This is a genomic window from Pseudarthrobacter sp. MEB009, assembly GCF_030208875.1.
Lineage (GTDB): Bacteria > Actinomycetota > Actinomycetes > Actinomycetales > Micrococcaceae > Arthrobacter.
In genome coordinates this window covers 254,450-275,945 of sequence record NZ_JARVTC010000007.1, presented here as the reverse complement: position 1 = coordinate 275,945, position 21,496 = coordinate 254,450, and the positions used below count along the sequence as shown (strand labels likewise).

At 66.4% G+C, this 21,496-nt stretch carries 24 protein-coding genes; 12 read left to right on the top strand and 12 right to left on the bottom strand.

Annotation, left to right across the window (positions count from 1 at the left end):
- Window positions 1-3: 3 nt before the first annotated feature.
- A complete protein-coding gene (locus QRN07_RS07175) occupies window positions 4-876 on the top strand; it encodes a DNA-methyltransferase (protein ID WP_056597097.1) in 873 nt (290 codons plus the stop codon).
- Window positions 877-947: 71 nt separating this feature from the next.
- On the opposite strand, the gene QRN07_RS07170 is transcribed toward QRN07_RS07175, so the two are convergent.
- Complete coding sequence (locus tag QRN07_RS07170) at window positions 948-1,796, bottom strand: PHP domain-containing protein (RefSeq protein WP_050685909.1); 849 nt, start codon at window positions 1,794-1,796, stop codon at window positions 948-950.
- Between the two features lie 91 nt (window positions 1,797-1,887).
- On the opposite strand from QRN07_RS07170, the gene QRN07_RS07165 reads away from it, so the two are divergent.
- Window positions 1,888-3,468, top strand: coding sequence for an aminopeptidase P family protein (locus tag QRN07_RS07165; protein WP_285240705.1), 1,581 nt, complete (start codon window positions 1,888-1,890; stop codon window positions 3,466-3,468).
- Between the two features lie 94 nt (window positions 3,469-3,562).
- On the opposite strand, the gene QRN07_RS07160 is transcribed toward QRN07_RS07165, so the two are convergent.
- Window positions 3,563-4,603, bottom strand: a complete 1,041-nt coding sequence (locus QRN07_RS07160; protein ID WP_050685905.1) for a YflT domain-containing protein — start codon at window positions 4,601-4,603, stop codon at window positions 3,563-3,565.
- A 77-nt stretch (window positions 4,604-4,680) separates the two neighbouring features.
- On the opposite strand from QRN07_RS07160, the gene QRN07_RS07155 reads away from it, so the two are divergent.
- The 3 genes from QRN07_RS07155 to QRN07_RS07145 are packed head-to-tail and all read left to right on the top strand — an operon-like array spanning window position 4,681 to window position 7,795.
- The gene (locus QRN07_RS07155; RefSeq protein WP_050685903.1) at window positions 4,681-5,964 is read left to right on the top strand and encodes a magnesium transporter MgtE N-terminal domain-containing protein; all 1,284 of its coding nucleotides are present in this window, start codon (window positions 4,681-4,683) and stop codon (window positions 5,962-5,964) included.
- Window positions 5,948-6,646 (top strand): DUF1003 domain-containing protein, encoded by a 699-nt coding sequence (locus tag QRN07_RS07150; protein ID WP_050685901.1) that lies wholly within the window; start codon window positions 5,948-5,950, stop codon window positions 6,644-6,646. Before QRN07_RS07155 ends, QRN07_RS07150 begins: the two co-directional genes overlap by 17 nt.
- 3 nt (window positions 6,647-6,649) lie before the next feature.
- Window positions 6,650-7,795, top strand: coding sequence for an Mrp/NBP35 family ATP-binding protein (locus QRN07_RS07145; protein WP_285240704.1), 1,146 nt, complete (start codon window positions 6,650-6,652; stop codon window positions 7,793-7,795).
- Window positions 7,796-7,813: 18 nt separating this feature from the next.
- Here the strand turns inward: QRN07_RS07145 and QRN07_RS07140 are convergent, their stop codons facing one another.
- From QRN07_RS07140 to sigE, 3 genes are all read right to left on the bottom strand, one after another.
- Entirely contained in the window at window positions 7,814-8,209 is a 396-nt protein-coding gene (locus tag QRN07_RS07140) for a twin-arginine translocase TatA/TatE family subunit (RefSeq protein WP_050685897.1), read from the bottom strand.
- Window positions 8,210-8,278: 69 nt separating this feature from the next.
- Complete coding sequence (locus tag QRN07_RS07135; protein WP_285240703.1) at window positions 8,279-9,115, bottom strand: anti-sigma factor; 837 nt, start codon at window positions 9,113-9,115, stop codon at window positions 8,279-8,281.
- Window positions 9,116-9,122: 7 nt separating this feature from the next.
- Window positions 9,123-9,737, bottom strand: coding sequence for an RNA polymerase sigma factor SigE (sigE, locus tag QRN07_RS07130; protein WP_285240702.1), 615 nt, complete (start codon window positions 9,735-9,737; stop codon window positions 9,123-9,125).
- Between the two features lie 228 nt (window positions 9,738-9,965).
- On the opposite strand from sigE, the gene QRN07_RS07125 reads away from it, so the two are divergent.
- Complete coding sequence (locus tag QRN07_RS07125; RefSeq protein ID WP_285240701.1) at window positions 9,966-10,598, top strand: O-methyltransferase; 633 nt, start codon at window positions 9,966-9,968, stop codon at window positions 10,596-10,598.
- A gap of 48 nt (window positions 10,599-10,646) precedes the next feature.
- Here the strand turns inward: QRN07_RS07125 and QRN07_RS07120 are convergent, their stop codons facing one another.
- The 4 genes from QRN07_RS07120 to QRN07_RS07105 all read right to left on the bottom strand — a co-directional run bounded on the left by QRN07_RS07120 (window position 10,647) and on the right by QRN07_RS07105 (window position 13,508).
- Window positions 10,647-10,814 (bottom strand): DUF3117 domain-containing protein, encoded by a 168-nt coding sequence (locus QRN07_RS07120; RefSeq protein ID WP_009357720.1) that lies wholly within the window; start codon window positions 10,812-10,814, stop codon window positions 10,647-10,649.
- A gap of 232 nt (window positions 10,815-11,046) precedes the next feature.
- Window positions 11,047-12,306, bottom strand: coding sequence for a putative hexosyltransferase (locus QRN07_RS07115; RefSeq protein ID WP_432244833.1), 1,260 nt, complete (start codon window positions 12,304-12,306; stop codon window positions 11,047-11,049).
- Window positions 12,303-12,695, bottom strand: a complete 393-nt coding sequence (locus tag QRN07_RS07110; RefSeq protein ID WP_056597086.1) for a DivIVA domain-containing protein — start codon at window positions 12,693-12,695, stop codon at window positions 12,303-12,305. Before QRN07_RS07110 ends, QRN07_RS07115 begins: the two co-directional genes overlap by 4 nt.
- 30 nt (window positions 12,696-12,725) lie before the next feature.
- A complete protein-coding gene (locus QRN07_RS07105) occupies window positions 12,726-13,508 on the bottom strand; it encodes an LOG family protein (RefSeq protein WP_050685891.1) in 783 nt (260 codons plus the stop codon).
- A gap of 104 nt (window positions 13,509-13,612) precedes the next feature.
- Here QRN07_RS07105 and QRN07_RS07100 point away from each other — a divergent pair, with 104 nt between their 5' ends.
- The 4 genes from QRN07_RS07100 (at window position 13,613) to QRN07_RS07085 (ending at window position 16,895) form a co-directional block, all read left to right on the top strand.
- Complete coding sequence (locus tag QRN07_RS07100) at window positions 13,613-14,368, top strand: amino acid ABC transporter ATP-binding protein (RefSeq protein WP_056597084.1); 756 nt, start codon at window positions 13,613-13,615, stop codon at window positions 14,366-14,368.
- A 67-nt stretch (window positions 14,369-14,435) separates the two neighbouring features.
- Entirely contained in the window at window positions 14,436-15,323 is an 888-nt protein-coding gene (locus QRN07_RS07095; protein ID WP_050685889.1) for a glutamate ABC transporter substrate-binding protein, read from the top strand.
- Between the two features lie 85 nt (window positions 15,324-15,408).
- On the top strand, window positions 15,409-16,059 hold the full coding sequence (locus QRN07_RS07090) for an amino acid ABC transporter permease (protein ID WP_050685887.1): 651 nt from the start codon (window positions 15,409-15,411) through the stop codon (window positions 16,057-16,059).
- Window positions 16,056-16,895, top strand: a complete 840-nt coding sequence (locus tag QRN07_RS07085) for an amino acid ABC transporter permease (RefSeq protein WP_050685885.1) — start codon at window positions 16,056-16,058, stop codon at window positions 16,893-16,895. Before QRN07_RS07090 ends, QRN07_RS07085 begins: the two co-directional genes overlap by 4 nt.
- Window positions 16,896-16,951: 56 nt before the next feature.
- Here the strand turns inward: QRN07_RS07085 and dapE are convergent, their stop codons facing one another.
- Window positions 16,952-18,082 carry a succinyl-diaminopimelate desuccinylase gene (gene dapE, locus QRN07_RS07080; protein ID WP_056597467.1) on the bottom strand — a complete coding sequence of 377 codons (1,131 nt, stop codon included), beginning with the start codon at window positions 18,080-18,082 and terminating at the stop codon, window positions 16,952-16,954.
- Between the two features lie 95 nt (window positions 18,083-18,177).
- Between dapE and dapD the strand changes: the two genes are divergently transcribed.
- Together dapD and QRN07_RS07070 are read left to right on the top strand one after the other, a co-directional pair.
- Window positions 18,178-19,206, top strand: a complete 1,029-nt coding sequence (gene dapD / locus QRN07_RS07075; RefSeq protein ID WP_050685884.1) for a 2,3,4,5-tetrahydropyridine-2,6-dicarboxylate N-succinyltransferase — start codon at window positions 18,178-18,180, stop codon at window positions 19,204-19,206.
- A gap of 7 nt (window positions 19,207-19,213) precedes the next feature.
- Window positions 19,214-20,062: a transglycosylase SLT domain-containing protein gene (locus QRN07_RS07070; protein ID WP_050685882.1), complete on the top strand. Its 849-nt coding sequence runs from the start codon at window positions 19,214-19,216 to the stop codon at window positions 20,060-20,062.
- Between the two features lie 19 nt (window positions 20,063-20,081).
- Here QRN07_RS07070 and QRN07_RS07065 read toward each other — a convergent pair whose 3' ends face one another.
- Both QRN07_RS07065 and QRN07_RS07060 read right to left on the bottom strand, forming a co-directional pair.
- Window positions 20,082-20,693, bottom strand: a complete 612-nt coding sequence (locus QRN07_RS07065) for a hypothetical protein (RefSeq protein WP_050685880.1) — start codon at window positions 20,691-20,693, stop codon at window positions 20,082-20,084.
- A gap of 99 nt (window positions 20,694-20,792) precedes the next feature.
- A complete protein-coding gene (locus QRN07_RS07060) occupies window positions 20,793-21,401 on the bottom strand; it encodes a TetR/AcrR family transcriptional regulator (protein ID WP_050685878.1) in 609 nt (202 codons plus the stop codon).
- Window positions 21,402-21,496 lie beyond the last annotated feature (95 nt).

Below are 21,496 nucleotides of genomic sequence, written 5' to 3'. Positions count from 1 at the left end.
TCCATGACGAACACGCTTTGGGCGCCGGACGGCGGCAGCCTGGTGGTGCACGCGGAAAATTCCGTGTACCTCCCGTCGCTGCCGGCCGGCGCCTTCACGCTGATCTATGTGGATCCGCCGTTCAACACGGGCCGGGCGCAGCGGCGCCAGGAAACCAAAATGGTGGCGTCGCTGGACGGCACCGGCGACCGCGTTGGGTTCAAGGGCCGCTCCTACGACACGATCAAGGGCGCCCTGCACAGCTACGACGACGCGTTCAGCGACTACTGGTCGTTCCTGGAACCGCGGCTGCTCGAGGCCTGGCGCCTGCTGGCCGACGACGGCACCCTGTACCTGCACCTTGACTACCGCGAGGTGCACTACGCCAAGGTGATGCTCGATTCGATTTTCGGTCGGGAGTGCTTCCTGAACGAAATCATCTGGGCCTACGATTACGGCGCCCGCGCCAAAAACCGCTGGCCCACCAAGCACGACAACATCCTCGTGTACGTCAAAAACCCTGCCAAGTACCACTTCGACAGCGCCGAGGTGGACCGGGAGCCGTACATGGCGCCCGGGCTGGTCACTCCCGCCAAACGTGAACTGGGCAAGCTGCCCACGGACGTGTGGTGGCACACGATCGTCTCACCCACCGGTAAGGAAAAGACCGGCTACCCCACGCAGAAGCCCGAGGGGTTGATCCGCCGTGTGGTGGCAGCCTCCAGCAGGCCCGGGGACTGGTGCCTGGACTTCTTTGCCGGGTCAGGGACGCTCGGCGCTGTGGCGGCAAAGCTGGGGCGGAAGTTTGTCTGCGTGGACCAGAACCAGCCGGCCATCGACGTGATGGCCAAGCGGTTGGGTGCGCACGCCACCTTCACGTCCCACCCACCCAACTAGCTCGCACTTGTTGTCGTTTTGAGCGCCCAAAACGACAACAACTGCGAGTCAGTTGGGAAAGGCCGGGCGGGTCAGGGGCGCACGACGGCGGTCCCCGTGGCCTGCGACTCGATCCGGGCCAGGACCTCGGGGCTCGTCACGTTCTCACCCAGCAGGTTGGGCTTGCCGGTGCCGTGGTAGTCCGAGGATCCGGTGACCAAAAGGTCGTGCCGGGCAGCGAGGCCACGGAGGAATTCGCGTCCCTCTTCAGGATTGTCCCGGTGGTCGATCTCCACGCCCGCCAGGCCGGCGTCGATCATGTCCCGGTACGTCTGCTCCCCCACAATCCGGCCGCGGCCGGACGCCACCGGGTGGGCGAAGACCGGGACACCGCCTGCAGCACGGACCAGTGCCACAGCAGTGGCCGGGTCCGGTGCGTAATGGGGCATGAAGTAGCGGGAACGGGAAGTCAGGATGGACGCGAACGCCTCCGACCGGTCCGCCACAACGCCGGCGGCCACCAGTGCGTCAGCGATGTGCGGGCGCCCCAGTGTGGCCCCCGGAGCCACATGATGGATGACGTCGTCCCACGTCAACGGATAATCCTCGGCCAACAGCGTGACCATCCGTTCGGCCCGGGTCAACCGTGACTCCTTGGCCTTGGTGATCTCCTCAAGCAGGCCAGGGTGCAACGGGTCGTGCAGGTAGCTCAGCAGGTGGACGCTCACCCCACGGTCCGTCCGGCAGGAAACCTCCATGCCGGGGACCAGGGCCACGCCGCACCCGGCAACGGCGGCGGCTGCCTCGGCCCAGCCGGACGTGGAATCGTGGTCCGTCAAGGCCACCACATCCAAGCCGGCGCGGGCAGCGGATGCCATCACGTCGGCGGGCGTTTCGGTGCCGTCGGAGACATTGGAGTGGGCGTGCATGTCGATCCTCACCGCTCCAGCCTAGTAGACCGGCCGCCCAGCCGGCCCGCGCCGGGGCCGGCGCCTGTTCGCGTCGCCGGGACGCTGGTGAGACGATGGTCCCGTGAACGATGCCGATAACACCCAAAATTCTGCTTCCCAGCCCCTGGACGAGCGCGTCAACAACCGCTCGCAGCGCCCCGTTTCGGACGCCTTCAAGGCCTTTATGGCCAGCAACTGGGCGCCCGCCAGCCAGGATCTGCCCGGCCGCGACGCCGTGGCCGGTTTCGCCGCAACCCGGCGCAAAACCGTCTCCGCGCGGTTCCCGGGCGAGCGCCTGGTCATCCCTGCCGGGCCGCCGAAGGTCCGCTCGAATGACTGCGATTACCGGTTCCGCCCGCATTCCGGGTTCGCCCACCTCACCGGCCTGGGCCTGGACCACGAGCCGGACGCCGTCCTGATCCTGGACCCGGTTGCCGAAGGAACGGGCGACGACGGCGGCACGCACCGCGCGACGCTCTACTTCCGTCCCCTGGCCGGGCGGGACACGGAACAGTTCTACGCCGACTCGCGCTCCGGTGAGTTCTGGATCGGCGCCCGCCCCACCCTCGCGGAATTCGAGGCCCGCCTGGGCCTGGCAACAGCCCACCTTGACGGGCTCGAAAGCGCCATCACCAAAAACGTAGGAGCGCCGGAGATCGGCGGCACCTCCATCCGCCTGGTCCGCAAGGTGGACGAGAACATTGACGCCCTGGTGGACACGGCCCGGTACAACACGGCCAAGGATCCGGACAACCTGGATATGGGTGCCCTCGACGCCCTGGACGAAAAGCTCAGCGAGGCCCTGTCCGAGGAGCGCCTGATCAAGGACGCCTGGGAGATCGAACAGATGGAGGTGGCCGTGGCAGCCACCGTTGAAGGGTTCGAGGAAGTGGTCAAGTCGCTGCCCCGCGCACTGACCCACGCCCGCGGCGAGCGTGTGGTGGAAGGCGCCTTCTTCGCCCGCGCCCGCGAAGTGGGCAACGAGCTGGGCTACGACACGATTGCCGCTGCCGGCAACAACGCCACAGTGCTGCACTGGACCCGCAACACCGGCACGGTCTCCGCCGGCGAACTCCTGCTGCTGGACGCCGGCGTCGAGGCCGACTCCCTCTACACCGCTGACATCACCCGCACCCTCCCCGCCAACGGCACGTTCACGGAGATCCAGCGCAAGGTCTACGAAGCAGTCCTCGACGCCGCCGACGCCGGCTTCGCTGCTGCCCGGCCCGGAACCCGGTTCCGGGAAATCCACACCGCCGCCACCACCGTCCTGGCCGAACGCCTGGCCAGCTGGGGCCTGCTGCCCGTTTCCGTCGAGGAAGCCATCAGCCCCGAAGGCCAGCAGCACCGCCGCTGGATGCCGCACGGCATCAGCCACCACCTGGGCCTGGACGTCCACGACTGCGCACAGGCCAAACGGGAACTCTACTTGGACGGCATCCTCACGGAGGGCATGGTCTTCACCATTGAACCGGGCCTCTACTTCAAGAACGAGGACCTGGCCATTCCCGCCGAATACCGCGGCATCGGCGTCCGGATCGAGGACGACATCCTGATGACAGCGGACGGTCCGGTGAACCTCAGCGCTGCCCTGCCCCGCAAGGCCGAGGACGTCGAAGACTGGATGGCAGGCATCTACCGCGAGGCCGACGCCGGCAACTAAGTCCGGCGCCCGGCCCCCTGCGGGTGCCTCCGGGCAAACACAAAGAAGCTCCCGGATCACGGATCCGGGAGCTTCTTTGTTTGTTCTGGTCCGGCTACTGCCGGGAATCACCCTGGCGCTGGTCGCCGGGGGTTTGCTGCGCATCCGGCTGCTGGCCGTCCTGCTGCTGCGCGGCGGGCTGGTGGGCATCCTGCTGCTGCGCCGGCTGGCCGTTCTCCGGTCCTGTTGGCTGTTGCACGCGGACGCCATACTGCGGGCGGCCGTCCGGCAGGTCCGGGTAGGTGGTGGCGCGGGGTACGGCAGGCTGCTGCTGGGCATTGCCGGCATTTTGCCCGCTGCCATCCTGGGGCTGGCCGGCGGGCACCTGGTTGCCGTTCGGCTGGACGGGAGCCGCAGCGGGCTGCTGCCCGTACGGATCAGTCCAACCGGAAGGGCGCGCCGGGCCCTGGCCCGGCTGGTAAGGCTGGCTGGGCTGGCCCTGCTGCGGCTGGTTCGGTTGGCCCTGCTGGCCCTGCTGCGGCTGGCCCGGCTGGTAAGGTTGGTGCGGTTGCCCCGGCTGGTGGTTCTGCTGGTATGGCTGCTGGTAATCGCGCTGCGAGTACGCACCCTGGCCAGCGGCGGCGTCCGAGCGGGTCATGGGCAGCTGCTGCAGGAGCCGGCGGGCCTCGTGCGACGCTTCGGGTGCCACAATAACGTCATAGTTGGTGGCAACCACCTGGCTGGTGGAGGTGAAGTCCCGCTTGCCGCGCTGGGCTGCATACGTGACGATGCCGAACAGCATAAAGAAGGCGGCGCCCATCAGCACTGACGTGAGGATGGAGAAGTACCCGGGGGACGGGGCGAAGAAGGACAGCATCACCCCGACAAACAGGCCGAACCACATGCCGCTCAAGGCTCCGGACAGTGCCACCCTGGGGTAGCTGAGGCGCCCGGTGACACGTTCCACCATCTTCAGCTCATTGCCCACAATGGACACCATCTGGACCGGGAACTGCTGGTCGGCGAGGTAGTCCACTGCCTTCTGCGCATCCAGGTACGAGGTGTAGGAGCCAACGGTGTCGCCGGTGGGGACGGCCCGGGACTGGTCCAGGCCGTTCTGGCCACCTGCCTTGGGAGCGCCAAAAATGTTTGCCATACCCCCATTCTTGCCCATCAGCATGTGTGCTGCCTGTAAATTCAGCTAAAAGAGAGCAGACTCGGTAGCCTGTACGGGTGAGCACAACACCTACCCGCGTCTTTGTAGCGCGCCTTCTGGGACTCGACGTCTTCGACCCGCTGGGAGACCGGCTGGGGCGGCTGCGCGATGTTGTGGTGCTTTCCCGGGGAACCCAGGGTGCACCGCACGTGGTGGGCATCGTGGTGGAGGTCCCCGGCAAAAAACGCGTTTTTGTGCCCATGACGCGGATTACCTCCATTGACCAGACCCAGGTCATCTGCACCGGACTGGTCAATCTCCGCCGGTTTGAACAGCGCGGGGCCGAGACTCTGGTGGTCGCCGAGATGTTCGACCGCCGGGTCACCCTCCGGGACGGCAGCGGTGATGCCACCATCGAGGACATCGCCATGGACCAGCACCGGTCCAGGGACTGGTTCGTCAGCAAGCTCTTTGTGCGCCGCGGCCATTCCCTGTCCCCCTTGAGCCGGCTGCGTCGGAACGAGACCCTGATCATCGACTGGGCGGACGCGCTGCAAGGCGCCCACACCGAGCCCCAGGCCGCCACGCAGTTCGTGGCCAACCACGAAGACCTGAAACCGGCTGACTTCGCCGAGGCCCTTCAGGAGATGAGCGACAAGCGCCGCTTCGAGGTGGCCAGCGAACTGCAGGACGAGCGCCTGGCCGACGTCCTGCAGGAAATGCCGGAGGACGACCAAGTGGAGATCCTCTCCGCCCTGGACGTCCAGCGTGCCGCCGATGTGTTGGAAGAGATGGATCCGGACGACGCCGCGGACCTCCTTGGCGAGCTCCCCTCGGCCCAGGCCGAGGAACTGCTGCAGCTCATGGAACCCGAAGGCGCCGAAGATGTCCGTCGGCTCCTCGAATACGACGAGGACACCGCGGGCGGCCTGATGACGCCGGTTCCCGTGATCCTCCCGCCTGAAGCCACCGTGGCGGAAGCGCTTGCCCATGTCCGGCGCGAAGAGCTCTCCCCCGCACTGGCGTCGTCGATCTTTATTGCCCGGCCGCCGCTGGAGACACCCACCGGGCGTTTCCTGGGCGTGGTCCACATCCAGCAGTTGCTGCGGTTCCCGCCGTTTGAGCCCCTGGGCAACCTCGTGGACAAAAACCTGGAGCCGCTCTCCGACCAGGCCCACATCAGCGAAGTGGCCCGCACCCTGGCCACGTACAACCTCAATTCCCTCCCCGTGGTCAATGACGCCGGCCGGCTTGTGGGGGCGGTGACTGTTGATGACGTTTTGGATCATCTGTTGCCGGACGACTGGCGCGCCCATGATGGCGAAGCCCCGATAAGGAAGCTCGGTGGCCGCATTGGCTGACAGCAGTGCTCCGAAGAACCCCAACCAGCGCGGCAACGGCAAGGCTGCAGGCAAGGGAAGCCTCGACACCCCGTTGAGCGGCAGGCAACGGATCCTGCCTAAATTCTCGCCGGACCCGGATGCATTCGGCCACGCCACCGAAGGCTTTGCCCGATTCATGGGGACGCCCCAGTTCCTGGTCTACATGACCGTCTTCTGTATCTTCTGGCTGGTGTGGAACTCCTTCGCTCCGGTGGACTGGCAGTTCGACTCCAAGGAACTCGGCTTCACGCTCCTCACGCTCATGCTCTCGCTGCAGGCCTCCTACGCTGCCCCGCTGCTGCTCCTGGCCCAGAACCGCCAGGACGACCGCGACCGTGTCTCGCTGCAACAGGACCGCCAGCGTGCCGAGCGCAACCTCTCGGACACCGAGTACCTGACCCGGGAGCTGGCCTCCCTGCGGATCGCGCTGCGCGAGGTGGCCACCCGTGACTACGTCCGGGCGGAGCTGCGCTCCCTGCTTGAGGACATGCTGGAGGCGCAGGAGGAACTGCGCACCCACGACACCACCGGGCCGGGTCATCACGAAACACCGCGGGACAAGGTCAAGGAAAAGCTCAAGGAGAAGCGGGACCGGCAACGCAACCCGAAGACCCAGCAGATCCCCCGCGTCAAACCCAACCACTCCTCCCAGGACCGCTGACGCATGGACACCGAACATTCCCCGGGCGGCCCGCTGTCGGAGGCCGTCCAGCAGGCCCTGGCCGGCGTCATGGATCCGGAGCTCCGCCGCCCCATCACCGAGCTTGGCATGGTGGAGTCCGTCATCGTCTCCGCAGAAGGGCACGTTGACCTGGCGGTCCTGCTGACCATTGCGGGCTGCCCGCTCCGCGACACCATCACCAAGGACTCCGAACGCGCCCTGCTGGCCGTCCCCGGTGTCACCGGTGTCACCGTCACCCTGAACGTGATGGACCAGGCCCAGCGCGACGCCCTCAAGGACAAACTCCGCGGCGCCGGCGGCCAACGCGGTATCCCGTTCAACGAGCCGGACTCGCTGACCAAGGTCTTCGCCGTGGCCAGCGGGAAGGGTGGCGTGGGTAAATCCTCTGTCACGGTCAACCTTGCCTGCTCCCTGGCGGCGCAGGGGCTCCGGGTAGGCATCGTGGACGCGGACGTGTACGGCTTCTCGGTGCCCGGCCTGATGGGCATCACCCAAACGCCCACGCGGGTGGATGACATGATCCTGCCGCCCGTCGCGTACGGCGTGAAGGTCATCTCCATCGGCATGTTCGTGACGGGCAACCAGCCGGTGGCCTGGCGCGGACCCATGCTGCACCGTGCCCTGGAACAGTTCCTGACGGACGTCTACTTTGGTGACCTGGATGTCCTTTTCCTGGACCTGCCGCCGGGTACCGGGGACATCGCCATCTCCGTGGCCCAGCTGCTGCCCACAGCGGAGATCCTGGTGGTCACCACCCCGCAGGCGGCAGCGGCGGACGTCGCCGAGCGCGCAGGCGCCATCGCCACCCAGACCGGCCAGAAAGTCGCCGGGGTCATCGAGAACATGTCCTACCTGGAGATGCCCGACGGCGGCAGGATGGAATTGTTCGGAAGCGGCGGCGGGGCGGTCCTCACCCAGCGGCTGAGTGCCGCCGTGGGAACCACGGTGCCGCTCCTGGGCCAGATCCCGCTGGACATCCAGCTCCGCGAGGGCGGGGATACGGGTGTTCCCATCGTCATCGGCCAACCCGGCACGCCTGCTGCTGCGGCGCTCTCCGGCATCGCCGGCTCACTGGCGGCCAAGCCGCGCGGGCTGGCCGGGTTGAAGCTCGGGCTGCAGCCGCGCTGACGGCCCCGCCTGCGGGGCCTAGGTTGCTTCGGTGTCGAACGGTGCGGCTTCGCCGGCCGGGAGGCGCGGCACCACGCGTTCGGGCCGCTGAGGTGCAGCGGCTGCGGCCCCTGCCACGGCGGCGACGGCGGCCGGCGCACCCGCGCTGACGGGCTTGGAGTCGTCGTCCATCAGGGCTTCCTTGATGATGCGGCGAGGGTCGTACTGGCGCGGGTCGTACTTCTTCCAATCGACCTCGTCGATGTCGATGCCGACTTCTTCCTTGATCTGCTCGCGGGCGCCGGAGGCCATGCGCCGGACTTCCTTCACCAGGTTGGCAAGCTTCTGGGTATATTCAGGCAGCCGCTGTGGACCGATCACCAGGATGCCAATGATCAGCAGGAGGAAAAACTCCGGGCCGTTGATTCCAAACACGTTAGGAAGATTACCCTTTCCGGGCTGCCAGCGGCGATTCCCGCCCGGCGGGGGCAGCAACCGCCCGCTTTACTGGGTCAAAAGGGTCACAATCCTGTTCAGTCCGCGCTGCAGCCGGTGGGCCAGGGACTCTCCCGCCACAGTACCCGACGCCGGCGCTTCCGCCGCGACACCCGCGCCGGCCTGCGCGCTGACGCGTTCCAGGATGGGCACGGCGTCATCGGCCTGCTCGGCGGGAAGGTCCGATTCGTAGGTGAACGTCCGGCCCTCGGTCCGGTAGGTCACGGACCAGGGCGAGGCGCTGCGGACCTCCACGCCGTCCGCCGCGGTGCGCAGCGCGGCGGCGGACGAATGCTGCTCCGTCACGGTGGCGTAATGGATGCCGTCCGAAAGCCGGATCTCCACGGCAGGCTGCCCGTCGATCACCAGGGCCCGGGCCGATTCGAGGCGGAATCCCAGGCCGGCCAGTTCCGGGCATGCCCAGCCCTCGTCCCGGAGCAGGGCAAGCTGGCCGGCCGTGAGGGCACGGCCGTCCGCGGGCGTCCGGGCCGAAACATGGGACAGCGCGGCCGGGGAAGTGGAATCAGGCAGCGGCGAACCGGAGACGGCCAGGGCGCCCACGGCAAGGACCCCGGCGGCCGCCACGGTTCCGCCTGCGGTCAATGCCACGGCACGTGCAAACCTGCGGGGCGGCTCAGGCTGTGCTGCCGGTTGCCGGGCAGCGAACTCGTGGGTCCGGGCCAGCAGGCGGGCTGTCAGGTCCTCGCTGGCCTGCGGAACAGGCGCATCGCGCAGCCGTTCGAGGTATTGGCGTTCCCTGCGCACAGCGCCGGCACAGTCGCTGCATTCCTGCAGGTGGCTGTTCGTCCGCTGGTGCCGGCCGGCAAAGGGATTGGGGGGCCTCATGCGCCGATCAGAGGATGCCGGCGATGCGCGGCAGGGACAGCTTCCGGCGGGCCTGCTGCGGGCGCGGGTCCCGGTGGGCCAGCTTTTCCCGGAGCATGGTGCGGCCGCGGTGGATCCTGGAACGCACGGTGCCCAGCTTGACGTCCAGCGCTGCGGCCACTTCGTCGTAGGACAACCCTTCGAGATCGCACAGCACCACGGCTGCGCGGAAGTCCGGCGGCAGGTCCTCAATGGCAGCCTGCACGTCGAGGTCAAGGTTGTTGAACTCGAAGCTTTGCTCGGGTCCGGGCTCACGGCCGGGAAGGCGGGACTCGGCGTCGTCCGACAGGGCGTCGAACCGGATCCTGGTCTTGCGCCGGGCCTGGTCGAGGAACAGGTTGGTGGTGATGCGGTGCAGCCAGCCGTCCAGGGTCCCGGGCTTGAAGTTTTCAAGGGACCGGAAGACGCGCACAAACACCTCCTGGGTGAGGTCTTCGGCATCGAACTTGTTGCCGGTCAGGCGGTAAGCGAGCCGGTATACCTTGGCGGAGTGGTTGGTAACCACTTCCTCCCAGGTGGGCCGGACCCATTCGACCTCAGGCTGGTGTACTGCAGGGACAGGTGCCACAACTGGTGATGACATCGTCCACTCCCCTCGTGGAATTACAAACGCCCGGATACTGTTGACATCTCTGATTCGGCGCCGATCACCTTTTGGATGAGCGGATATTCATCCTTTCAAACTTGGCTGGGAATTTCCTGATTGCGTCGTAACTTCAGCCTTGGGCGCAATGCCTGCCGGCACCGCCGTTTCGGCCGGACACAGTAGGCTGTAAAAGACATTTCCCGCCCCGCCCAGAAAGCGAAATCCATGAGCGCCGACAAATCCAGCAGCTGGTCCTATGCAGAAGATCTGCCCGCTGAGGATGAGGTCATGCTGCGCGCCCGGGAACGCTCTTTTGAACTGGGTGTAGCGCCTATCGGACCGGGCGTCGGTGCTGTCCTGACCGTGCTGGCCGCCGTTTCCAAGGCCCAGACCGCCGTCGAGATCGGAACCGGCGCTGGCGTCTCCGGCGTCTGCCTGCTCCGGGGCCTCGGCAAGCAGGCAGTCCTGACCACCATCGACGTCGACGTTGAGCACCTCAGGGCGGCACGGGAGGCGTTCGCCGAGGCCGGCAGCCCGGCCAACAGGACCAGGACCATCTCCGGCCGCGCCGGCGACGTCCTGCCGCGCCTCACGGACGGCGCGTACGACCTCGTCTTCATCGACGCCGACAAGCCGGGACTCCCCGGCTACGTTGAGCAGGGCATCCGCCTCCTGAAGCGCTCCGGCCTGCTGATCATCAACGACGCCCTGGACAAGGACCGGGTGTCCAACCCGGCCGGCAGGGACGCCAACACGGTGGTGCTCCGCCAGGTGGGCCGCTCCATCCGCGACGACGACAGGCTGGCCTCGGCAATGCTGCCCACCGGCGACGGCCTCCTGGTGGCAGTCAAGAAATAGGACAGGGCCCGCAGCCCACAGGGCTGCGGACCCTGTCCGCTGGAACTGCTATTCGGTAACGCCCACCAGGCATTCCTTCAGGTTGGCCGCTTCTGCAGCGTTCAGTTCCACCACGAGTCGCCCGCCGCCTTCGAGCGGGACGCGCATGATAAGGCTGCGGCCCTCCTTGGTGACTTCCATTGGGCCGTCGCCGGTGCGTGGTTTCATAGCCGCCATGAGGAATTCCCCTCCATTTTGTCCCAGGACTGATCAACCCGGTCGGGCTGTGTCCGCATGTCGAGCATGCTGCGATGCCGGGGAGTCAGTCCCCCGCCAAGGCTGCGCGTATTCTGAATGCTTTTGTCCTTGCTTACTTACTATTATCGCGGAATTACCCGGCTGTAGCTAATCGATGGACATTTTCGTCCACCGGGTATTCGCAGCAGGCACACCGGGTGGCGCTTGGCGGCTACGGCGGATAATCCCCGCCGCCGGGCAGTTGGGCCCAGGCCCACAGCCACACGATCCACACCATCTGCAGCAGCAGGAACATCACCACCACGGTCCCGCGGTACGCCCGGGAGCGGGACAGCAGCACCGCGCCGAGCGCCAGCGGGAACAGGGGCAGCAGCATCCGGAACGTGCTGGTCTGCGGGTGCAGGAACATCACCAGGTAGCCCATGTAGCAGGCACACCAGAGCCGGATTTCGACGCCGAGCCGCACCACGGGCGGCAGGAACAGCATCGCACCGAAAAGGGCCACAAAAACAAATGGAGCCAGCAGGCCCAGGACAGGACCGAAAAGGTCGACGCCGGTGTCGAACCAAGGCTTGAAAGGCACCAGGTCGTGGCCGCGCCACACCGTTTCGGTACGGGTATACGCCTGGATGTCGCCGGTGGCCACCCACGCGGCTGCAGGCCATGCCAGCGCGGAAAGGCCGGCGACGGCGGTCAGTCCGGTAAGGGCGGCGAGGTCACCCCGGGAGTGCGCAGCCGGGGTTGCGGTTCCGTCCCGCTGGCTGCGCAAGTGTTCCATGAACCGGTACACCAAGAGCAGTCCCACCATGGCAGCGAACGGGACACCCACGGGCCGGGACAGGCACAGCAGCACCACCACCGGCATGGCCAGGAAGTAGCGGCGCCGGATCACCAGCAGCAGGGCGACGGCGAGGAGCAACAGGTTCAGTGGTTCGGCGTAGGGGACCTGCAGGACCGCCGACACCGGGAAAGCGGCGAAGAAGGCCACGCCCCACAACGCCGGCGCGTGCGCCGCCTTCTGCCGGAACAGCAGGTACACGGCCAGGGCCGCCCCCCACCCGGACAGCATGGCCACAACGGTGAGGGCGGCCGCGGGGCTCAGTCCCGTGAGCGTGCTGAGGCCACCGGACAGCGCCGGGAAAAGCGGATAAAACGCCCACGTGTTTTCCTGGACATTGCCTGCAGCGTCGGTGGGCAGCACCGCCGGGTAGCCGTTGGCGATCACCTGGCCGTACCAGCGGGCGTCCCAGATGTTGATGAAGTTCCAGTAGTTGGGTTTGGGCGGGAACCACGGGTTGACGCCCTGATGCAGGGCTGCGGCCATAAAGATGCCTGCACTGACCAGGCGGGCGGCGAGGTAGATGGCCGAGGCCTGGACCCACCAGGGCCAGTTGCGCACCGCCGATCCGGTCCTGGCGGCGATGGACTGCGCCGAGGCGGTGAAGCCGGGGCGGCGCACTGCGGTGCTCACTGGCTGCCGGATTCCGCGGCTGGTGCGGCGGATTCCGGAGCCGGGGACCCGCCGTCGGCCGCCGACTCCAAGGCGAGCACCCGGGTCCGGAGCGCGGTCACCTCACGTTCCCTGGCAGCCAATTGGTCCCGCAGCTCGTCCAGGACCTGGTCCACCTGATCCATCCGGTAGCCGCGGAGCCCCAGCGAAAACCGCACCCGGTCCACGTCCTCCGGACGTGCCCGGGCCGGGAGCAGCACCGGCGGAAGGTTCGCGGCAGGCTGTTCGAAGCCGCCCTCAAGCAGGTCAGGAACCGGCCGTGCCGCCACCTTCCGGGCACGCCGGCCCACGCTGACCCACAGGACAGCACCAACAAGCGCGATCGCAACAAAAACCAGGAAAAAGCTCACCGTTCCATCGTGCCAGACCAGAGGGCTGCGCTACTCCGGGCGCTGCTCGCCGTTTGTGGCCGGAGAGACGGCCATGTGAAGCACATGGTCCACGGCTTCAGCAGGATCATCCACCACCTGGATCAGGTCCAGGTCCTTTTCGGACACCATGCCTTCGGCCACCAGGGTGCCCCGGATCCAGTCGACCATAGGGGACCAGAAGTCAACGCCGAGCAGCACGATGGGGAACGAGGTCACCTTTCGGGTTTGGACCAGCACCATTGCCTCAAAAAGTTCATCAAGGGTGCCCAGCCCGCCGGGAAGCACAATAAAGCCCTGCGCGTATTTCACAAACATGGTTTTGCGGGCAAAGAAGTAGCGGAAGTTGATCCCCAGGTCGACCCACTGGTTCAGGCCCTGCTCAAACGGCAGTTCGATGCCGAGGCCCACGGAGAGGCCTTTGCCCTCCACGGCACCCCGGTTGGCGGCTTCCATGGAGCCGGGCCCACCGCCGGTGATGACGGCCACGCCGGCTTCGGCCAGTTTCCGGCCCACTTCCACTCCCATCTCGTAATACGGGGTGCCGGGCTTGGTCCGGGCCGAGCCGAAAACGCTGACGGCTTTGCCAATGCCCGCCAGGGCGCCGAAGCCTTCAACAAACTCACTTTGGATCCGCAGCACGCGCCACGGATCGGTATGCACAAACTGGCCGGCGCCGGTGGTATCCAGCAGGTGCTGGTCGGACATATCCACGTGTGCCTGTTCACGGCGAAGTTCAAGGGGGCCTTTACGGCGCGGCTGGGAATTCTTGGCCGGATCTGCGTTGATGCTCATATCCCAAGGCTAACCTCAGGCGGGAGGTATCTCTTGAATCACGATCGGCGCGAACTTGGCGTGATTCGCATCATAAGGCCCGGTTGTTCGCTAGATTCTTTTTTATGACTACTCAAGTGCCCGGCGATTCGCTCGTCTCCCTGACGGCCGTCAATAAGCATTACGGCCAGCTGCACGTTCTCAAGGACATCAACCTCAACGTCCGCAAGGGCGAGGTTGTTGTGGTCATCGGGCCCTCCGGTTCCGGTAAGTCCACTCTTTGCCGCGCCATCAACCGCCTGGAAACCATCGAGGACGGCACCATTTCCATCGACGGGAAAGTCCTCCCCTCAGAAGGCAAGGAACTCGCGCAGCTCCGGGCCGACGTCGGAATGGTCTTCCAGTCGTTCAACCTGTTTGCACACAAAACCATCCTGGAAAACGTCACCCTGGGACCCATCAAGGTCAAGGGCGTGGCCAAGACCACCGCGGACAAGGACGCCATGGCGCTGCTGGAGCGGGTGGGCGTGGGCCATCAGGCGCCCAAGCTTCCCGCCCAGCTCTCCGGCGGCCAGCAGCAGCGCGTCGCAATTGCACGGGCTTTGGCAATGAAGCCGAAGGTCATGCTGTTCGACGAGCCCACGTCAGCCCTGGACCCGGAAATGATCAACGAGGTCCTGGACGTGATGGTCCAGCTCGCCAAGGAAGGCATGACCATGATCGTGGTCACGCACGAGATGGGCTTCGCCCGCAAGGCCGCCGACCGTGTGGTCTTTATGGCGGACGGCCAGATCGTCGAGGACGCCACTCCGGAAGAGTTCTTCACCAACCCCAAGAGTGACCGGGCCAAGGACTTCCTGTCCAAGCTCCTCACGCACTGATTTACGAACCTCAACTCTCAAGTTCGCATCCAGGCCGTAACCCACGGCCTTCAATGAAAGGAATGTCATGAAGGCATTTATGACCCGGCGGAAGTCACTCCTCGTGGCAGCTACCGCTGCCCTTGCACTCTCCCTGTCCGCTTGCGGCGACGGCGGCAGCACCGCCGGCAGTGACCCCACCGTGGCCGAAAAGCCCACGTTCGCCGCCGGCACCACCATGGAGAAGCTCGCCTCGGCCGGCAGCATCAAGATCGGTACCAAGTTCGACCAGCCGCTCTTCGGCCAGGTGGGCCTCGACGGCAAGCCGGTTGGCTTCGACGTGGAAATGGGCAAGCTGATTGCCGCCAAGCTGGGCATCGCTGCTGACAAAATCGAATGGTCCGAGACCGTCTCCGCCAACCGCGAGCCCTTCATCGAGCAGGGCAAGGTTGACCTGGTGATCGCCACGTACACGATCAACGACAAGCGCAAGCAGGTTGTCAGCTTCGCCGGACCGTACTACGAAGCCGGCCAGGCCCTGATGGTCAACAAGGACAACGACTCCATCAAGACCCCCGAAGACGTCAAGGGCAAAAAAGTCTGCTCCGTCACCGGTTCCACCCCCGCCGCCACGATCGTGGACAAGTACGGCGCTGAACTCGTTCCGGCAGCCACGTACTCCGCGTGCCTCGAGCCGCTGCGCAACAAGCAGGTTGAAGCGATCACCACGGACAACGTGATCCTGGCCGGTTTTGTGGACAAGGAGCCGGACGCTTTCAAGCTGGCCTCTGACGAGACCTTCACCAAGGAGCCCTACGGCATCGGCCTGAAGAAGGATGACACTGAGTTCCGTGGCTGGATCAACGACCAGCTCGAGGAATTCGGCAAGGACGGATCCTACAAGAAGGCTTGGGAGGCCACCGCCGGTTCGGTCATCAAGACCGCGCCCGAACTGCCTGAGATCAACCGCTACTAAGGCTCAACGGCAGTGCCGGGGCGCGCTTCGGCGGCCCGGCACTGCATTGCTCCCCCACCCTCCGCTTCTTGAGCCGAAGGATCATATGGACGTCATCATTGAAAGTCTGCCCCTGTACTGGGAGGGCTTTCTCCGCACCCTTTTCCTGTCAGCCGTCTCCGGGGTGATCGCGCTGGTACTGGGAACCCTCTTGGCAGCTGCCAGGGTCTCGCCCGTGGCTGCCCTCCGTGGCTTCAGCACTGTCTACGTGGAGATCCTCCGCAACACTCCGCTGACCATTGCCTTCTTCTTTGCCGCAATCGTGCTTCCCCGCCTGGGCGTCCAGTTCGCCCAGTTTGAGGTGGCGGCCATCATTGCCCTCAGCTCCTACACCGCGGCGTTCATCGCTGAAGCTGTCCGCTCCGGTGTCAACAGCGTGCCGGTAGGCCAGGCCGAAGCGGCCCGCAGTATCGGCATGAACTTCGGCCAGGTCCTGAACCTCATCATCCTCCCGCAGGCACTGCGGACGGTGATCCCGCCGTTGATCAACATCCTGATCGCCCTGGTGAAGAACTCCTCCGTGGCCGGCGCATTCTTCGTCCTGGAACTGTTCGGTTACGGCCGGCAGCTGGCCAACGCCAACGGTGACCAGGTCATCACGGTCCTGCTGGGCACAGCGTTCTTCTATCTCCTTCTCACCGTCCCGCTGGGCATCCTTGCCAGCACGGTGGAGCGAAAGGTGGCGATTGCCCGATGAGCTCGGTACTTTACGACGTTCCCGGCCCCAAGGCCCGCCGGATATCCCTGATCGGCTCCGTGGTGGGCGGCCTGGCAATCCTCGGGCTGCTGGCCTGGATCATCTTCACTTTGGGCCAGCAGGGCATCTTTGAGGGCCGGCGCTGGCAGATCTTCACCCGGGCGGACGTGTGGCGCCTGCTGGGCAACGGGTTGGGTGCAACACTGTCGGCCGCGGGGCTGGCCGCCGTCATTGCCTTCCCGTTAGGCCTGCTGCTGTGCCTGCTCCGGATCTCCGACCTCAAGGCCATCCGGATTCCCACCCGCGTTGTCCTTGAGTTCCTTCGCGGCATGCCCGTGGTCCTGATGATGCTGTTTATCCTCCTGGGCTTCGGCACATCGCAATTTATTGCGGTCGTTGCCGGCTTGGTGGTCTACAACGCCGCAGTCTTCGCGGAAATCATCCGGGCAGGCATCCAGTCCCTCCCCAAGGGCCAACGCGAAGCGGGCCTGGCCATCGGCCTGACCAGCTTCAAATCACGCATGCTGATCGAACTTCCGCAGGCTGTCCGCCGGATGATGCCGTCCCTGGTGGCGCAGCTGGTGGTCCTCCTGAAGGACACCTCGCTTGGCTACATCGTGGCCTACGGCGAATTGCTGCGGGCAGTCCAGCTCATGGCGGACGTCCTGGGACCGGCCTTCCTGTTCCCCGTGTTCTTCGTGGCCGCGGCAATGTACATCGCCATCAACATCGCCATCTCGCGGCTCGCCGTGTGGATCGAACGGCGCGGTTCCAAGAAAGCCGCCGGCGGCACAGCCAAGGCTGACCCGGTGGCTGTCGAGGCAGCTGCTCCCTAACCAGCGAAGAGAAATGGCCCGGATCGAACGATCCGGGCCATTTCTTTGCAGTGCGCCTAGCCCGCCAGCCAGTCCTGCAGCGCCTTGAGGCAGGTGCGGATGGCCTCCGCGTCCACGTGCTCATTGTCCTTGTGGGCCAGCAGCGGGTCTCCGGGGCCGAAGTTCACTGCCGGGATCCCCAGTTCGCTGAAACGGGCGACGTCGGTCCACCCGTATTTGGGCTTGGGTTCGGCTCCCACAGCGGCCACAAAGGAGGCGGCGGCCGGGTGGTTCAGTCCGGGCCTCGCTCCCGCCGCCGCGTCGGTCCGCACCACATCGAAACCGGCAAGCAGCTCACGCACGTGGGCCTCCGCCTGGTCCGGGTCCTTGTCCGGGGCAAAGCGGTAGTTGATTTCCACCACGCATTTGTCCGGGATCACGTTGCCGGCGGTTCCGCCGTGGATCTTCACGGCGTTCAAGCTCTCGCGGTAGTCCAGGCCGTCCACGTTGACCGTCCGGGGCGCATAGTCCGCGAGCCGCGCCAAAATGGGAGCCGCGGCGTGGATGGCATTGCTGCCCATCCAGGCCCGCGCCGAGTGGGCGGACTCTCCCACTGTGGTGGCCTCGAACCGGCTGGTGCCGTTGCACCCACCCTCGACTGTGCCGTTGGTGGGCTCGAGAAGGATGGCGAAATCGCCATCCAGAAGGTCGCCGTGGTTCCGGACCAGCCGGCCCAGGCCGCTTTTGACCGCTTCCACTTCCTCATGGTCGTAAAACACAAAGGTGACGTCGCGCGCAGGCTCCGCACCGCCGTCGAACATGCCTGCGGCGAGTGCCAGCTGGACCGCAACCCCGCCCTTCATGTCCGTGGCACCCCGGCCGTACAGCACCCCTTCGCCGGGCACGCCGGATTCCCAGGTGGAGGGCACGGTGCCTTTGGAACCAGCCACCAGCGGCAGGGGCACAGTGTCCAGGTGGCCGGCCAGGATGACCCGTTCGGATCGGCCCAGCTCCGTCCGGGCGATCAGGGCGTCCCCGTCGCGGACAACGCTGAGCTGCGGAATGGCCAGCAACGCCTGCTCCACGGCGTCGGCGAGCTCCTTTTCGTTGCCGGAGACACTGTCGATGTCCATGATGGCGGCGGTCAGCTGCGCCACATCCTGCCTGAGATCAAGCCGTGCGGGCGCCTGGACGGCATCCGTTTCCAGGCTTGCGGCGGCGGGAGGGGGCTCGGGGGAGGTTAGGGCAGTCACGAAGCCAGTCTAGTTCGAAGCCGGTGCCTGCCCTCGTTAGACTGGAAGGCATGACTGAGACTGCCGCTTCCGCTGTGCCCGAAACCTCGACCACCGCCGCCGGAGAGCGTTCCGCATACGGCTTCGGCGTGGCCACCATCGCCACGGCCAACGGATCCGCCACCGTACTGGACGCCTGGTTCCCCGCCCCCGCCCTGGGCGTCGCTGCGGAGAACCTCCGCGCCGTCGAGAATGCCGACGAAGCCCTGACCCTGATCGCCGAAAGCGGCGACGACGCCGACCGCGGCACCGAGCAGAAGGTGGTGTTCGTCCAGATCGACCTGGACGCAGCGCCGGCCGACACCGTCGATGCCTACCTCCGGCTCCACCTCCTTTCACACCGCCTGGTGCAGCCCAACAGCATCAACCTGGACGGCATCTTCGGCAAACTGCCCAACGTGGTGTGGACCAACTTCGGCCCCGCCGCCGTGGACGGCTTTGAACTCACCCGCGCCCGGCTCCGCAAGCGCGGCGCTGTCACCGTTTACGGGGTGGACAAGTTCCCACGCATGGTTGACTATGTGGTCCCCACCGGTGTGCGGATTGCCGACGCCGACCGGGTCCGCCTGGGCGCGCACCTGGCCGAAGGCACCACGGTGATGCACGAAGGCTTCGTCAACTTCAACGCCGGCACCCTGGGCACCTCGATGGTGGAAGGCCGGATCTCGGCCGGTGTGGTCACCGGCAACGGCAGCGACGTGGGCGGTGGCGCGTCCATCATGGGCATGCTGTCCGGCGGCGGCAAGGAACGGATCACCATCGGCGAGCGGGTGTTGCTTGGGGCCAACTCCGGCGTGGGCATCAGCATCGGCGACGACTCCGTGGTTGAAGCAGGCCTCTACGTCACCGCCGGTACCCGCGTCCGCGTGGTGGGACCCAAGGACGCCGACGGCGAAGACACCACCAAGGTGGTTAAGGCCGCCGAGCTCTCCGGCGTGCCGAACCTGCTGTTCCGCCGGAACTCCACCAGCGGCGCCGTGGAGGTCCTGGCCCGCAAGGGACAGACAGTGGAACTGAACACCGCCCTGCACGCCAACTGATTCCCCGGTGGCACGAAGACGCGGCCTGCGCCGCCTCGCAGTACTCCTGCTGGCTGTGGCGCTTGTGGCCGGCGGAATCTACGCCGCCGTCTTCTTTGTACAGCGTTCCGAAACCCTCGTTTCGGAACGCTGTACGGCCGAGGCCGGTGGGAGGACTGCCGAACTCGCGCCGGACCAGGCGCTGCACGCGTCCCTGATCACCGCCGTCGCCGTCCGCCGCGGGCTGCCGGCCCGTGCCGCCAGCATCGCCCTTGCCACGGCCATGCAGGAATCAAAACTGCGCAACATCGACCACGGCGACCAGGCCGGCCCCGACTCCCGGGGGTTGTTCCAGCAGCGGCCCTCCCAGGGCTGGGGCACCGAGGCGCAGGTCATGGACCCGTACTACGCGGCCAACGCGTTTTACGACGCGCTGGTGAAGATCCCCGGCTACGAGACCCTGGAAATCACCGACGCCGCCCAGCGGGTCCAGCGCTCGGCCTTTCCCACCGCCTACGCCCAGCACGAGGACATGGGCCGGTCCTTCGCGTCAGGGCTGACCGGCCAGACACCCGAAGCCGTGCAGTGCACCCTTCGCTCCGTTGATGAGGCCGGGGATCCTGCGGAACTGGCCGCCGAACTGGAGCGTGCCTACGGGCCGCTGGGCGCCGCCGTCGACGGCCTGACCGTGACGGTACCCGCCGGCGGAAGCCAGGCATGGTCAGTGGCGCAGTGGGCGGTGGCCAATGCCAAGGGTATGGCCGTGGTCCGGGTGGACGTGGCCGGCCGAAGCTGGACGCGGGAGAACCAGGCCGGGTGGGCGGACTCCCCCGGAACCGACGGCGAAGTCCGCATCACGGTGGCCCCGGCGGACTGAGCCGGCTTATCACGCTGGGTCAGACCAACATCTCCACGACAGGCTGCACGTAGCTCCGGAACAGTTCCGGCTGGCCCATCAGCCCGTGGCTCATGATGATTTTGTCCGGCTCCAGGTACCAGGCCCGCTGCTCATTGAGAGGAAGCTCGATGATGGTCAGCGAAAAGTCCCGGGCGTCGCGACCCACCTCCATCAGCCTGTCGTCCACCAGGTCGGCGATCAGTTGGTCCGATCCGCTGGCGGCACGCTCGGCCTCAAGCTCGGCATATTCGCTCCGGCGCTCCCGGGCCCAGGTCAGGGCCGCACCGAAGTGCGCCTGGAGCACGCGCTGCAGGGCAGGGGAATTGCCGAACGCTTCGAATTCGGGCGGCGACAACTCCGGCGAGGGGTGCGGGTGGGCCTTCAGGAGCTGCTCCCACCAGGCTTCCCATTCGGTCTTGAGGGCGCTGATGCCGCCTACCTCGGCGGTGAGGTGTGTGTGGTCAGCCCGCCGGATCTTCGGTGCCGCATGGGACAGCGCCGGGGAGCCTGCGCCATCGAGCCCGGCGGTGTCCCGGACATACAGCGCGATGATCATCGGCCCGGACGTATCCGTGCTGATCTGCCACCCTGACCCGCTTGCGTGATGCATTCAAAGTCCTTCCCTGGCGTGCCCGTGCCGGGCCTGGTGCGCCAGCCCGGTGTCCCCTGGCTACAGTCTATTCCCGCGTGCTTCCGGCGAAAGTGCCGTTCACGCCTGCAGCCCGTCGAGGTGGCGTTCGAGCACGTCGGCGCACATTGCCGCGGTCATCCACTCGGGTTGCAGCAGTGCGTGCAGGCACAGCCCGTCCAGTGTTGCCAGCAGCCGTTCCGCCTCCACTACGAGGAGTTCGTCGGGGCAGTCCGCCGGCAGCAGCGTGGCCACCACCTGCCCCACCACTGCTGCCACTTCCCGGTGGCTGCGCCCTGCCATCGGAGCGAGGAAGGGCCGGATCCTGGCGGCGTTACGGAAGGCAATCCACGCGCAGAGATCCACGGCGCGTTCCTCGTCCAGGGCCAGGAGTCCGCCCAGCAGGGTTAAGACCGCCGAGCGCTGGCCGGGGGTTCCGGCGGGTTCCCGGAGCAGGTCCGGCAGCGCAGCTGCCAGGCGGCCCACCACCCGGTCCACCACGGTACCGAAGGAATACTCGAGCAGTTCTTCGCTGCCGGCAAAGTAGTGCCGGACCGATCCGACGGCCAGGCCCGCCTCATCCGCTACTTCCCGGAGGGATGCCCGTTCCAGACCGTCCACGGCGATGATCCGAAGGACCGCTTCCACAACGTCAAGGCGGCGGGCATCGGCATCTACGATTTTTGGCACCCCTTTTATTTAGCACACATGTGCCCAATAATCCGGGGACCCGCCGGGCGTGACCGGCATCCGGAACGCGGCGGTGGACGGCGGCCCGGGTGGGA

Coding starts and splice junctions, on each gene's coding strand:
- QRN07_RS07105 (WP_050685891.1), bottom strand. CDS start 13,508: ATGAGCATCAACGCAGATCCGGCCAAGAATTCCCAGCCGCGCCGTAAA.
- QRN07_RS07125 (WP_285240701.1), top strand. CDS start 9,966: ATGAGCGCCGACAAATCCAGCAGCTGGTCCTATGCAGAAGATCTGCCC.
- dapD (WP_050685884.1), top strand. CDS start 18,178: ATGACTGAGACTGCCGCTTCCGCTGTGCCCGAAACCTCGACCACCGCC.
- QRN07_RS07065 (WP_050685880.1), bottom strand. CDS start 20,693: ATGCATCACGCAAGCGGGTCAGGGTGGCAGATCAGCACGGATACGTCC.
- QRN07_RS07090 (WP_050685887.1), top strand. CDS start 15,409: ATGGACGTCATCATTGAAAGTCTGCCCCTGTACTGGGAGGGCTTTCTC.
- QRN07_RS07120 (WP_009357720.1), bottom strand. CDS start 10,814: ATGGCGGCTATGAAACCACGCACCGGCGACGGCCCAATGGAAGTCACC.
- QRN07_RS07160 (WP_050685905.1), bottom strand. CDS start 4,603: ATGGCAAACATTTTTGGCGCTCCCAAGGCAGGTGGCCAGAACGGCCTG.
- QRN07_RS07135 (WP_285240703.1), bottom strand. CDS start 9,115: ATGAGGCCCCCCAATCCCTTTGCCGGCCGGCACCAGCGGACGAACAGC.
- sigE (WP_285240702.1), bottom strand. CDS start 9,737: ATGTCATCACCAGTTGTGGCACCTGTCCCTGCAGTACACCAGCCTGAG.
- QRN07_RS07145 (WP_285240704.1), top strand. CDS start 6,650: ATGGACACCGAACATTCCCCGGGCGGCCCGCTGTCGGAGGCCGTCCAG.
- QRN07_RS07175 (WP_056597097.1), top strand. CDS start 4: ATGACGAACACGCTTTGGGCGCCGGACGGCGGCAGCCTGGTGGTGCAC.
- QRN07_RS07100 (WP_056597084.1), top strand. CDS start 13,613: ATGACTACTCAAGTGCCCGGCGATTCGCTCGTCTCCCTGACGGCCGTC.
- QRN07_RS07095 (WP_050685889.1), top strand. CDS start 14,436: ATGAAGGCATTTATGACCCGGCGGAAGTCACTCCTCGTGGCAGCTACC.
- QRN07_RS07085 (WP_050685885.1), top strand. CDS start 16,056: ATGAGCTCGGTACTTTACGACGTTCCCGGCCCCAAGGCCCGCCGGATA.